This window comes from Streptomyces sp. NPDC000941, from assembly GCF_053599555.1.
In genome coordinates this window covers 1-12,023 of the sequence record NZ_JBSFMM010000018.1, presented here as the reverse complement: position 1 = coordinate 12,023, position 12,023 = coordinate 1, and the positions used below count along the sequence as shown (strand labels likewise).

Here is a 12,023-nt window from a genome sequence, read left to right as displayed (position 1 = left end):
AGAAGCGCCCTAGGGCGCCGGGCGCCAGCCGCGGGCCTTGCCCAGCGGCACGATCACCATCGCGGCGCCCACCAGCAGCACCACCACCAGGGCACCGCCGCCGATCATCAGCGCCCGCACACGGGGCGTGTCCGAGGCGGCCGGGGGGATCTGCGCCGGGGCGGCCTCGGCCTCGGCGGCGGGCCCGTCGGTCGGGAGAACGGCCGTCAGCCCGGCGTAGGCATCCAGTTTGGGTACGACGTCGGGGTAGGCGGCCTCCAGCAGCCTGCGCGAGACCTGGGCCGCGGAGAGGTCGGGCTGGTAGGAACGGATCAGCGCCGCCGCTCCCGCCACGTGTGCGGCCGCCAGCGACGAGCCCGAACCGATGTAGTGGCCACCGCCCTTGGGCCCGATGCCCACCACGGCGTCACCGGGCGCGGCCAGGTCGGGGTCGAGCGCCGGGGGCGCTCCCTTGGGGCGGGTTCCGGCCGGGCCGTAGTCGACGACCGACAGCACCTGGGGGATACGCGCCGGCCAGTACGCCCTGGCCCGGGTGTCGGGCTTCCCGTCGGCGCCCTCGGGAGCGACGTCGGGGGCCACGGGGGCGACGATCAGCACGTCCTTGCTGCCGGCGTAGGCGACGGATTCGGTCAGCTCCTTGCCGCCGGTGGCCAGGGCCTGGCCGACGTACACCACGTCCGCCCCGTTGTCCACGGCGGACCTGATGCCGTCCGCCACCAGCTGGGCGGAGGGATTGCCCCGGGTGTCCGTACCTCGTACGGCGAGGATGCGCGCGGCGGGCGCGACACCCGTGACGGCGCCCTTCCCGGTGGGGGCGGCCGCGATCAGCCCCGCGGCGAAACTGCCGTGGCCCACGCAGTCCTGACCCGCCGTGCCCTCGGCCGTGACGCGGCCGGACAGCGCGGGGCTCTGCTGTCCGACCCCGGTGTCCACCACGGCCACGGTCACGCCGACGCCCTGCGACAGCTGCCAGGAGCGGGACAGTTGGAGCGCCTGGTGCGTCCAGGGCCGGGCTTCGGCCGTCTTGACCGAGGCGGTGGCACACGAATCGTCGGCAGCCATCCGCAGCCGCAGCGGGGGCAGCCTCACCGGATCGCCGTCATCGGCATGGGCGGGCGGGGACATCACCAGAACGGGAAGTGCGGCTGCCGCCGCGAGGGCCGCAGCCCGACGGTAACGGTCGGATGGCATACGGCACATGGTATGGGATTGGATATGGGGACCGGGCCGGGCCCGGCCCCCCACGAAACCAGGAGGTCGTAGCGTGTCACGGCAGGTACTTACGGTCGGTCCGGAGCAGCCGGAGGGTTTCCGGACGATTGGTGAGGCGCTGGCCACGGCACGCACGGGCGCGGTCATCCACGTCCGTCCCGGCCGGTACGCCGAAAACCTCACGGTCCGGACCCGGGTGACGATCGTGGCCGAGGGTGAGCCGGGGAGTGTGGAGATCTGTCCGCGGCGGGGTACGGCGTTGACGCTGGTGGCGGATGCGGTGATGCTGACCGATCTGGTGCTGCGCGGCGGAGCTGAGGATGTGGCCGTGGTGGACGCGCCGCGCGGTCAGGTGGCCATGGACAGTTGCACCATCGTCGGGTCAGGGTGGACGGCGGTGCTGGCGCGGCAGACGGGTTCGCTGGCCATGCGCGGCTGCCGGGTCACCAACCGCGAGGGCGCCGGAATCGTCGACACATCCGAGACCGGCAGCGTCATCGAGGACTGTGTACTGGAGAACCTCGGCACCTCGGCCATCGTGCTCAGCGAGAACGCCCGGTCCACGATTCGCAACTGCCGCATGCGCGACGCACGCGGCAACGGCGTCCTCGCCAACGGCGAAGCCCAGGGTTCGATCGAGTCGTGTGACATCACCGCGACGGACAAGCCCGCGATCGCGCTGGAGGGCAACAGCACGACGCGAGTCATGCACACCACCGTGCGCGACACCTCCGTCGGCGTCTACCTGACCAGCTCCTCGCGTCCCACACTGGAGCAGGTGTCGGTGTCCGGTACGACCGGGCCGGGGATCGCATTGTCAGCCGGCGCCGACCCCCTGTTGCGGCGGTGTACCACGACCCGGACGAAGGGTCCTGGGCTGGTGGTCTCGGAGCGTTCGCGCGGCACCTTCGAGGACTGTGAGTTCACCTCGGCAGGCGGTTCGGCGATCCGGGTGGCCGACTCCAGTTCGCCGTCGTTCTTCCGCGCGGTGGTGCGTGACTGCGCCGACCCCGCGGCCGCGGTGCAGCTCGTCGATGAGTCGACCGCGGAGTTCGACCGGCTGGAGGTGTCGGACGCCCAGGGCAGCGCCATCTCCATCCGCACCCACGCCAACCCGCTCGTCCGCCATGCCCTCATCACCGCACCCGGCCGGTTCGGCGTCGAGGTGGGCGAAGAGGGCCGCGGCCGACTGGAGTTCTGCACCATCGAGCGCGCCACCGACGCCGGGATACGCATCGCCGACGGCGGCAACACCCAACTGGACGACTGCGTACTGCGCGCCTCCGGCGAAGCCGCCGTCTCCATCGGCCGCGAGGGCATCGCCACCGTCCGCGACATCGAGATCGACGGCAGCGGCGCCTCCGGCATAGCCGTCGACGACGGCGCCGAACTCACCCTCACCCGGGCGCGGATCACCGGTGCCCAGGCGCATGGCGTCCTGCTCACGGCGGGCTCGCGCGCCGAACTGCGTACCTGCCAGATCAGCGGCAGCGTCGGCGACGGCATCCGCATCGACACCGCCGAGCCGGTCACCGTCACCGGCTGCACCGTCCGCGACAACCGCGGCGCCGGACTTGCCCAGACCCGGCCCAGCGAGCGCCTGGACATCACGGAGCTGACCAGCGCGGACAACGGGACGCCCGACGTGTGGGGTGACGCGGTGGCCGCTGGTGCCGGTGGGCGCGCCGCTTCCGGCAAGGACTCCGGCCGCGGTGAGCCGGCGGATCCGCTGGAGGAACTGGACGCCCTGATCGGTCTGGAGGGGGTCAAGCACCAGGTACGGACCCTGGTCAACCTCAACCAGCTCGCCCAGCGGCGGCAGCGGCTGGGCATGCCGGTGCCCTCCATGAGCCGCCATCTGGTCTTCGCCGGCCCCCCGGGTACGGGTAAGACCACCGTCGCCCGGCTCTACGGCTCCATCCTCGCCCAGCTCGGCGTCCTCCCCGAAGGCCACCTGGTCGAAGTCTCCCGCGCCGACCTCGTCGCCCAGGTCATCGGCGGTACGGCCATCAAGACCACCGAGGCGTTCAACCAGGCGATCGGCGGGGTGCTGTTCATCGACGAGGCCTACACCCTCACCCCCGACGGCGGCAGCTCCAACGACTTCGGCCGCGAGGCCGTGGACACCCTGCTGAAACTGATGGAGGACCACCGCGAGGACGTGGTGGTCATCGCGGCGGGCTACTCCGCCGAGATGACGTCCTTCCTGGAGTCCAACCCCGGCCTGGCCTCCCGCTTCACCCGCACCATCGAGTTCGCCAACTACTCCGTGACGGACCTGGTGACCATCACGGAGAGCATGTGCGCCTCCCACCAGTACGAACTGGGCCCGGGGACCACGGAGACGCTCGCGGCGCACTTCGAGGGGATGGACCGGGGCGCCAGCTTCGGCAACGGCCGCGCGGCCCGCCGGGTCTTCGAGGAGATGGTCGACCGCCAGGCCTTCCGCCTCGCCACCATGGCCGAACCCGCCGAACGGGACCTCACCCTGCTGCTCCCCGAGGACGTCAGCGACGAGAGCGGCGCACACCAGCAGACCGAAGAGGACCGGGAGGCGATGCTCGCCAGGCTCGAGGCCATGGTCGGCCTCAGCGCGGTCAAACGCGAGGTCACCGACTTGGTCTCGCTGCTCACCACGGCCAAGCAGCGCGAGGCCGCCGGGCTGCCGGCCCCGCGCATCAGCCAGCATCTGGTCTTCTCCGGCCCGCCCGGCACCGGCAAGACCACCGTCGCCCGCCTCTACGCCGGGCTGCTGCACTCCCTGGGCGTCCTGCCCCGCGGCCAGCTCGTCGAGGTCGCCCGCGCCGATCTGGTGGGCCGCTATGTGGGCCACACCGCGCAGCTCACCAAGGAGGTCTTCGAAAGCGCCATGGGCGGGGTGCTGTTCATCGACGAGGCCTACACCCTCACCCCCGAAGGGAGCGGTTCCGACTTCGGCCGCGAGGCCGTGGACACGCTGCTGAAGCTGATGGAGGACCACCGGGACCAGGTCGTGGTCATCGTCGCCGGCTACACCGCGGAGATGCGGCGCTTCCTGGCCTCCAACCCAGGCCTGGCCTCCCGCTTCTCGCGGTTCGTGGAGTTCGAGAACTACTCCACCGACGAGCTCCTCACCATCCTGGAGCGGCACGCCGAGGAGTCCGGCTACACCTGCACGGCGGACACCCTCGACGCGCTGCACACCCATATCGACGCCATCCCCCGCGACCGCTCCTTCGGTAACGGGCGCCTGGCACGGCAGCTCCTGGAAACGATGATCACCCACCAGGCCCGGCGGCTCACCGCAGTGCGCGCACCCAGCGTGGACGATCTGCGGACGCTGCTACCGGAGGATCTGCCGGCCGCAGGACTCGGTGTATTCGGGTGAGCGGGTGGGGGTGTCAGGGGCGCGGTCCGACCGCCGTGGCGCCGATCCATGGTCAGAATGCCCGCGGGCGCCACGGAATTTCGCTCGGCACGGGCAGAGGGCGGCCGGGTTGCCCGGGAGGCCCTCCGCCCGTGCCTGTTTCTAGCGGCGCAGCGCGGCCAGGTTGCGGTAGCCGATCGCCGCGTGTTCCAGGGACTGGCCCGGGTTGGTGGTGCTGGGCGCGTTGTCCTGCTCGACCATCGGGTTGTGGTAGTTGCGGTCTCCCACGCGGGAGAAGAACGTGGTGTAGTCGATGACTCCGGTGCCGAACGGGACCATGTCGTAGCCCATCCCGTTGGTGGCGTTGACGACGCCGTCCTTGGCGTGGAACAGCGGGTAGCGCTTGTTGTTACGGGTGACGAGGCCGGCCGGGTCGAAGACGTTCGTCTGCGTGGAGCCGTCGTGGGCGGTGTAGGTGCGGAACTTGTACTGGGCGACGTGTGCCCAGAAGACGTCCATCTCCAGCCAGACCACCTTGGGGTCGGTGATGGACAGGAAGTACTCCAGCTTGCGGATGCCGGAGCTGCGGGTGGGCTTCCCCTGGGCGTCCAGCGGACCGCCGTCGAGGAGGAAGCCGTAGGCCGCGTCGTGGTTGTGGGTGTAGAGCTTGAGGCCCGCGCGGCGGGCGATCGCGCCGAGGGCGTTCCACTTGTCGGCGGCCACGTCCCAGTCGGCCTTGTAGGCACTTCCGGTGGGGTCGCCACCGGTGCCCATGTGGGGCAGGCCGAGGATGTTCGCGATCTCCAGGTGCTTCTTGAAGGTGTCCAGGTCGGCGCTGGTCAGGGGCCAGGAGCCAGGGATGAAGCCGTGGTTGCCCTGGGCGCGCAGCCCGTTGTCGTCCAGCCAGCGGCGCAGCAGCTTGGCGCCCTCGACGGACTCCAGGCTCGCGCCGCCGGGGGCGTTGGCGTGCTGGCCGTAGCCGGCGAACTCGACCTGGCGGTAGCCGAAGCGGGCGAGCTGTTCGAAGACGGCGCGGAAGCCGGACGGGAGGGAGGTGGTGAGCGGGTCGCGGCCGATGGCGTCGCGGACCGTGTAGAGGATGATGCCGCGCTTGTCCGCGGGGACGAGTGCGTGCCCTCTGCCGGTGCCGGCCGACCGGGGTGCGGCCTGTACGGGGCTCGCGCCGAGGACGGGGGCTGCGATCGCCCCGGCCGCGACGGCGGTGCAGGTGCTCAGGAAGCGGCGGCGGCCGATGCCGAGGCTGCGGCGCAGCTGGTCGTCGGTGTCAGGCGTGTTGTTCACGGGGTGCCTTCCTTCGTTTCCTCTGGGGCGTCGGTATCGAGACCGGCGAGGTGGAGCAGCAGGGACTTCACGTCGGTGGCCGCGATGCGGTCGCCGACGGCGCGGGGGGTGGAGCACAGGAGGAGCGGACCGTCGTCGTCGCTCGTGGGCAGGCGGCCGTGGCTGCCGCGGATCGGGGTGGGGTCGAGGGGGACGACCGCCATCCGGTAGCGCATCCCGAGCTTCTTGCGGGCGAGCGCGGTGGCGGCCTTGACCTTCACATAGGGGTCGAGCGGGTCCATGAACAGCTCGACCGGGTCGTAGCCGGGCTTGCGGTGGATCTCGACGAGTTGCGCGAAGTCGGGCGCGCGGGCGTCGTCGAGCCAGTAGTAGTACGTGAACCAGGCGTCCGGTTCGGCGATGGCGACCAGTTCGCCGGAGCGTGCGTGGTCGAGGTGGTGGGCTTTCTTGCCCTCGTCGTCGAGTAGTTGCTCGATTCCGGGCAGCCCGTCGAGGGCGGCGCGGGTGGCGGCCATGTCCTCGGGGCGGCGGACGTACACATGGGCGATCTGGTGGTCGGCGACGGCGAAGGCGCGGGAGGCCATCGGGTCGAGGTATTCCATACCGTCCTGGGTGTGCACCTCCAGCAGCCCGGCGCGGCGCAGGGCGCGGTTGATGTCGACGGGCCGGCTGACGCGGGTGATGCCGTACTCGGACAGTGCGACGACCGTACGGCCCTCGGCGCGGGCGTCGTCCAGCAGCGGGGCCATGGCCGCGTCCAGGTCGGCGGCCGCCTTGTGGGAGCGGGGGTCGTCGGGGCCGTAGCGCTGGAGGTCGTAGTCGAGGTGCGGGAGGTAGCAGAGCGCCAGGTCGGGGTGGCGGGTGCGGAGGATATGGCGGGTGGCGTCGATGATCCACTGGCTGGAGAGCAGATCGGCTCCGGGTCCCCAGAAGTGGAACAGCGGGAACGTGCCCAGCTTCTCGGTGAGTTCGTCGTGCAGGGCGGGCGGCCGGGTGTAGCAGTCCGGCTCCTTGCGGCCGTCGGCGTAGTAGACGGGGCGCGGGGTGACGGTGAGGTCGGTGTCGGCGCCCATGGCGTACCACCAGCAGATGTTGGCGACCGTATAGCCGGGGTGGGCGCGGCGGGCCGCGTCCCACACCTTGTCCCCGGCGACCAGGCCGTTGTGCTGGCGCCACAGCAGGACGTCGCCGAGCTCGCGGAAGTACCAGCCGTTGGCGACGATGCCGTGTTCGGAGGGCATCGTGCCGGTGAGGAAGGTGGACTGGGCGGCGCAGGTGACGGCGGGCAGTACGGTGCCGAGATGGGCCCGGGAGCCGGCGGCGGCGAGGGCCTTGAGACGGGGCATATGGGCGAGGAGCCGGGGGGTGAGGCCGACCACGTCGAGGACGAGGAGCGGGGTGGGGCGGGGTGCGGGCCCGGTCATGGCAGTGGTCATGGCAGCTCCTTCAGCCCGAGGCCGGTCAGCTCGTCGCGGGCGAGGGCGAGTTCGGCGGCGATGCCGTCGGCGAGCCGGTCCCGGCTGCGGGGCCGCAGCTCGGGCGGGAGCGCCTGCCAGGTGTACGTCTCGACCTCCAGATGGCGGGTCAGCGGCTGCGGGCCGCCGACGAGGCGGTTCAGGGCCGTCCGCAGGACCGGGAGTGTGGAGGTCAGGGGCGCGGCGGGGGCGGCGTGCAGCGGGACGTGGAAGTGGGACCGCCAGGGGGCGGTGGCGGGCAGGGCCGAACCGCCGACGGCCTCGTCGAGGTCGTCGGTGCCGGACAGGCCGGTCGTGGTGACCGTGCGGGTCTGGTGCAGGAAGCGGGGTTCGGCGAAGGCGGCGAGGGCCGCGCGGACCTCCGGCCGGTCGGGGTGTTCGGCGTGCAGGGCGGCCGACAGCTGGGACTTGACGACGGGGACGCGGGCGGCGGCGAGCGCGTCCAGGGCCGCCGTCGGATCCTCGAAGGACGTGGCGAGATGGCAGGTGTCGACGCAGACGCCGATACGGGGGTGGCCGACGGCGGTGAGCGGGGCGATGGCGTCGCCGGTGGTCTCCACGGTGCAGCCGGGCTCCGGCTCCAGGCCCACCCGGACGCTCCGGCCGGTCAGCTCCGCCAAGGCGTCCAGGCGCTCGGCGAGGGTCGACAGCGCCCGCTGCCCGGCGCGGGCGCGGTCGGCGCTCCAGGTGGTGCGCCAGCCGAGCGGCAGGGTGGAGACGCTGCCCTCGGTGACATCGTCGGGCAGCAGACCGGTGAGGATCCGGGCCAGTGCGGTGGTGTACTCCAGACGCTCGGGGTCGGCCCAGTCCGGCTTGTACACGCGGTACTTCACCTCGGCGGCGCCGAAGCCCTCGTACGGGAAGCCGTTGAGGGTGACGACCTCCAGGCCGCCGCGGTCGAGTTCGCGGCGCAGGGCGCGCAGCGCGGCCGGGTCGGTGTCGAGGGTACGGGCGGCGTCGCGGGCCAGCCACAGGCCGATGCCGAGGCGGTCGCGGCCGAGGCGGCGGCGGACGGGCGCGCAGTGGTCGCGTAGCTGGGCCATGACGCCGTCGAGGGTTTCGGCGGGGTGCACATTGGTGCAGTAGGCGAGGTGGACGGTGGTGCCGTCCGGGTGGCGGAAGCGCATCGCTCACTCCCCTCCGCGCAGCAGGGAGTTGCCCTCGTGGGTGGCCTTCGGCGGGGTGACCTCGAGTTCCAGCCGGCCGCTGAGCCCGTAGAAGGCGACGGGGTTGCGCCACAGCACCCGGTCGACGTCGTCCTCGGTGAACCCTTCGGCCAGCATCAGGTCGGCCACCCGGCGGGTCTTCAGCGGATCGCTTCTGCCCCAGTCGGCGGCGGAGTTCACCAGCACCTTCTCGGGCCCGTACGCGCGCAGGATCGCCACCATCCGCCGCTCGTCCATCTTGGTGACGGGGTAGACGGAGAATCCCAGCCAGCAGCCGCTGTCCTTGGCCTCCTTGACCGTCGTCTCGTTGAGGTGGTCCACCAGTACCCGGTCCACGGGCAGCGCGGACTCGCGGACGGCGTCGAGGGTGCGGCGCAGCCCGGCGAGCTTGTCGCGGTGCGGGGTGTGCACGAGCGCGGGCAGGCCGTGGTCGGCGGCGAGCTGGAGCTGTGCGGCGAGGGCGGTGTCCTCGGCGGGGGTCATCGAGTCGTAGCCGATCTCCCCCACGGCCACGACCTGGTCCTTGACGAGATAGCGGGGCAACTCGTCGAGGACGGGCACGCAGCGGGGGTCGTTCGCCTCCTTGGGGTTGAGGGCGAGCGTGCAGTGGTGGGCGATGCCGTGCTGGGCGGCGCGGAAGGGCTCCCAGCCGAGGAGTGAGTCGAAGTAGTCGAGGAAGGAGGCGGGCGAGGTACGGGGCTGGCCGAGCCAGAACGAGGGCTCGACCACGGCGCGGATCCCGGCGGCGCGCATCGCCTCGTAGTCGTCGGTGGTGCGGGAGGTCATATGGATGTGCGGGTCGAACAGGCGCATCAGGACTCCTCCTTGCCGTGGGGGTGGTCCGCCTCGGGGTCGTCGGCAGCCAGGTCTTCGGCGGCCAGGTCTTCGGCGGCCAGGTCCAGAACGCGGTACAGGTCGGCGGGCACGGGCCGGTCGGCGGCGGTGCGCTCGGCCGCGTAGTCGGCGAGCATGCGCGCCAGTTCGGCGTCCCCGCGCCCGCGCGCCGCGAGGCCGGCCACCGCGTCCACCGGGACGCCGGTGAACAGACACTTCAGTACGGCGTGCCGCCAGCTGTGGGCGTCGAGGTGGCGGGCCGCGTAGGGGCCGAGCGCGGCGGCGAGGAGACGGGTGTCGTTGGTGCGCAGGGCGTCCTCGACCAGGGGGACCGCGTCGGGGCCGGGCACGAGGTGCGGCAGGGCGCACAGCACGGCGCGGCGTTCGGCGGCCGAGCCCTGGTGGTAGAGGCGGGCCAGGGTGGCGGGGTCGGCGTGGGCCGCGTACAGGATCAGGACGCGGGCGGCGTCGGCGTGCCGGCTGCCACAGCGGCGCCCGGCCTCGGCCACGCGCAGCTCCCACGCGGGCCTGGGCCCGACGGAGTTGGCGGCGGCCTCGTCCAAGGCCTGCCGGAGCCAGGCACGGGCGGCCGGGTGGAGGTGTGCGTCGAGGTGGTCGCGGAGTGCGTCGGGGAGTGCGTCGGGGGCGGGGTCCGGGCCGGTGCCCGTGGCGGGCGAGTGGGTCATGGCGTGCTCCCTTCCGGCACGGCGGTGGCAGCCGCGCGCCGCAGGAACGGCAGGGAGGTCTCGGCGTAGTGGGGGCCGGCGTGGGAGTGGCGGGGCAGCTCGACGACGGTCAGGCCCTGGTAGCCGGTCGCGGCGAGCGCCGCGAGGACGGGCGGGAAGTCCATCTCCCCCTCCCCGAACGGGAGGTGGTCATGGACACCGCGCCGCATGTCCTCGATCTGGACGTGCCGCAGCCAGGGCGCGGCGGCGCGTACGCAGTCGGCGGGCGGCAGGGGTTCCAGGCACTGGCAGTGGCCGAGGTCCAGGGTGAGGCCCAGCGCGGGCGGATCGCCGAGGAGGCGGCGTAGGTGGTGGAAGTCGGCGAGGGTGGCGAGGAGATGGCCGGGTTCGGGCTCGATGGCGAGCGGCACCCCGGCCGCGTCGGCGGCTTCCAGGACGGGGGTGAGGGCGGCGGCGAGCCGCTGCCAGGCGGTGGCGGCGGCGTCGTCGGTGACGGCGTCACTGGTGGCCGGGTCACCGGTGACCGCGCCAACGGCAGGCGCAACACCAGCGGTCGCGCCACCAGCGGGCGCAACACCGGCAGGCACACCACCAGCAGGCGCACCACCGGTGAGCGCAACACCAGCGAGCGCGCCACCGGCAGGCGCAACACCAGCGGGCGCATCACCGGCAGGCACACCACCGGTGAGCGCAACACCAGCGAGCGCGCCACCGACAGGCACACCACCAGCGGTCGCGCCACCAGCGGTCGCGCCACCAGCCGCCGCACCCCTGGCAGGCACACCACCAGCCGCCGCAACACTGCCAGGCACACCACCGGTGAGCGCATCACCAGCGAGCGCGCCACCGGCAGGCACACCACCAGCCGCCGCGCCACCAGCAGCCGCACCACCGGCAGCCGCACCACCGGCAGCCGCGCCACCCCTACCCGCACCATCCGTCGGCGGAACGACTCCGCTGAAGCAGTGCACCGCGTGCGCGCCGAGGTCGGCGGCCACCCGGACCGCGCGTAGCAGGAGGTCCACGCGGCGGGCGCGGGCCTCCGGGTCCGGGTCGAGGAGCGAGGGGCCGTGTTTGCGGCGGGGGTCGAGGACATAGCGGGCGCCGGTCTCCACGGCGACGTCGAGTCCAAGCGCGGCCAGGCGCCGGCCGACCCGCCGGGTGCGGGCGGCGAGGTCGGGGGCGAGCGGGTCGAGGTGCATATGGTCGAGGGTCAGGCCGACACCGTCGTAGCCGAGGTCGGCCAGGAGGGCGAGTGCGTCGTCCAGGCGGAGGTCGGCGAGGCCGTTGGTGCCGTAGCCGAACCGGAGGGCTGTCCCCTGGGAGGTCATGTGACACTCACCCGCTTCGAGAAGCGCCGTGCCAGTGCGGTGAGAGCGACCGTGCCCAGCGCGGTGGCCCCGGCTCCGGCGCGGGCGGCGAGGGCCGCCTGGAGCGGGATGGTGGCGCGGATCCCGGCGCCCACGGCGCGCTGGGTGAGCGGCGGCGAGGGGTTGAGGGCGGCGTTCAGGTACGGGCGGGCCGTGGCGGCGGCGTAGCTGAGGGCGAGGGCGGTGGTGAGGAAGCCGGCCGGCCGATGACGACCTGTGCTGCGCGAGGGAGTAGGCGAGGCGCCGGCATCCCTTCGCATCGCGGCTACGAGGGGATGTCGGCGCGGCCGGTCTCTCTCGCGCCCCAGGTCGCCCGGCAGCAGCCGGGTCAGGGTGGCCGTGGCGGCCAGCGCCGCGAGTGGGGCGAGCGGGGTGCCGTCGCGGGTCTCCTGGCGGGAGACGGCGGTGACGGCGAGCGTATGGGTGGAGAGCAGGGCCGCCGAGTGCAGGGCCGGGCGGACGGTGCCGGCGGTGGCCGCGGCGCCGAGGAGCAGGTCGAGGCCGCGGGCGGCGGCCATGGCGCCGGGCCCGGCGGGTGTGCGCTTCAGGACCAGGTCGTACGACCAGACGGTGGCCGCCAGGGGCACCGCGACCGCCAGCGCCGGGCGCCCCGCGCGGGCGGCCAGGGCGAG

General features: G+C 73.0%; 8 protein-coding genes and 2 pseudogenes. 1 reads left to right on the top strand and 9 read right to left on the bottom strand.

Features of this window, described 5'->3' with window-relative positions; genetic code table 11:
• Window positions 1–9: 9 nt before the first annotated feature.
• Entirely contained in the window at window positions 10–1,191 is a 1,182-nt protein-coding gene (locus ACWDSL_RS09040; protein WP_450483229.1) for a S8 family serine peptidase, read from the bottom strand.
• A gap of 73 nt (window positions 1,192–1,264) precedes the next feature.
• On the opposite strand from ACWDSL_RS09040, the gene ACWDSL_RS09035 reads away from it, so the two are divergent.
• Complete coding sequence (locus ACWDSL_RS09035) at window positions 1,265–4,579, top strand: right-handed parallel beta-helix repeat-containing protein (RefSeq protein ID WP_450483227.1); 3,315 nt, start codon at window positions 1,265–1,267, stop codon at window positions 4,577–4,579.
• 141 nt (window positions 4,580–4,720) lie between these two features.
• Here the strand turns inward: ACWDSL_RS09035 and ACWDSL_RS09030 are convergent, their stop codons facing one another.
• The 8 genes and pseudogenes from ACWDSL_RS09030 to ACWDSL_RS08995 form a co-directional block, all read right to left on the bottom strand.
• Window positions 4,721–5,860: a sugar phosphate isomerase/epimerase family protein gene (locus ACWDSL_RS09030; RefSeq protein ID WP_450483225.1), complete on the bottom strand. Its 1,140-nt coding sequence runs from the start codon at window positions 5,858–5,860 to the stop codon at window positions 4,721–4,723.
• Complete coding sequence (locus tag ACWDSL_RS09025) at window positions 5,857–7,296, bottom strand: alkaline phosphatase family protein (RefSeq protein ID WP_450483223.1); 1,440 nt, start codon at window positions 7,294–7,296, stop codon at window positions 5,857–5,859. Before ACWDSL_RS09025 ends, ACWDSL_RS09030 begins: the two co-directional genes overlap by 4 nt.
• Window positions 7,293–8,462, bottom strand: a complete 1,170-nt coding sequence (eboE, locus tag ACWDSL_RS09020; protein ID WP_450483221.1) for a metabolite traffic protein EboE — start codon at window positions 8,460–8,462, stop codon at window positions 7,293–7,295. The genes ACWDSL_RS09025 and eboE overlap by 4 nt, the downstream gene beginning before the upstream one ends.
• 3 nt (window positions 8,463–8,465) lie before the next feature.
• Complete coding sequence (locus ACWDSL_RS09015; RefSeq protein ID WP_450483219.1) at window positions 8,466–9,314, bottom strand: TatD family hydrolase; 849 nt, start codon at window positions 9,312–9,314, stop codon at window positions 8,466–8,468.
• Window positions 9,314–10,021, bottom strand: coding sequence for an EboA domain-containing protein (locus tag ACWDSL_RS09010; RefSeq protein WP_450483217.1), 708 nt, complete (start codon window positions 10,019–10,021; stop codon window positions 9,314–9,316). The genes ACWDSL_RS09015 and ACWDSL_RS09010 overlap by 1 nt, the downstream gene beginning before the upstream one ends.
• A pseudogene (locus ACWDSL_RS09005) lies at window positions 10,018–10,494 on the bottom strand (sugar phosphate isomerase/epimerase family protein); the annotation flags it as partial. The gene ACWDSL_RS09010 and the pseudogene ACWDSL_RS09005, both read right to left, overlap by 4 nt.
• Before the next feature lie 468 nt (window positions 10,495–10,962).
• A pseudogene (locus ACWDSL_RS09000) lies at window positions 10,963–11,352 on the bottom strand (TIM barrel protein); the annotation flags it as partial.
• Window positions 11,349–12,023 (bottom strand): SCO3242 family prenyltransferase (locus ACWDSL_RS08995; RefSeq protein ID WP_450483215.1); only part of this gene is annotated, 675 nt, incomplete at its 5' end. The pseudogene ACWDSL_RS09000 and the gene ACWDSL_RS08995, both read right to left, overlap by 4 nt.

Coding starts and splice junctions, on each gene's coding strand:
- ACWDSL_RS09010 (WP_450483217.1), bottom strand. CDS start 10,021: ATGACCCACTCGCCCGCCACGGGCACCGGCCCGGACCCCGCCCCCGAC.
- ACWDSL_RS09025 (WP_450483223.1), bottom strand. CDS start 7,296: ATGACCACTGCCATGACCGGGCCCGCACCCCGCCCCACCCCGCTCCTC.
- eboE (WP_450483221.1), bottom strand. CDS start 8,462: ATGCGCTTCCGCCACCCGGACGGCACCACCGTCCACCTCGCCTACTGC.
- ACWDSL_RS09015 (WP_450483219.1), bottom strand. CDS start 9,314: ATGCGCCTGTTCGACCCGCACATCCATATGACCTCCCGCACCACCGAC.
- ACWDSL_RS09040 (WP_450483229.1), bottom strand. CDS start 1,191: ATGCCATCCGACCGTTACCGTCGGGCTGCGGCCCTCGCGGCGGCAGCC.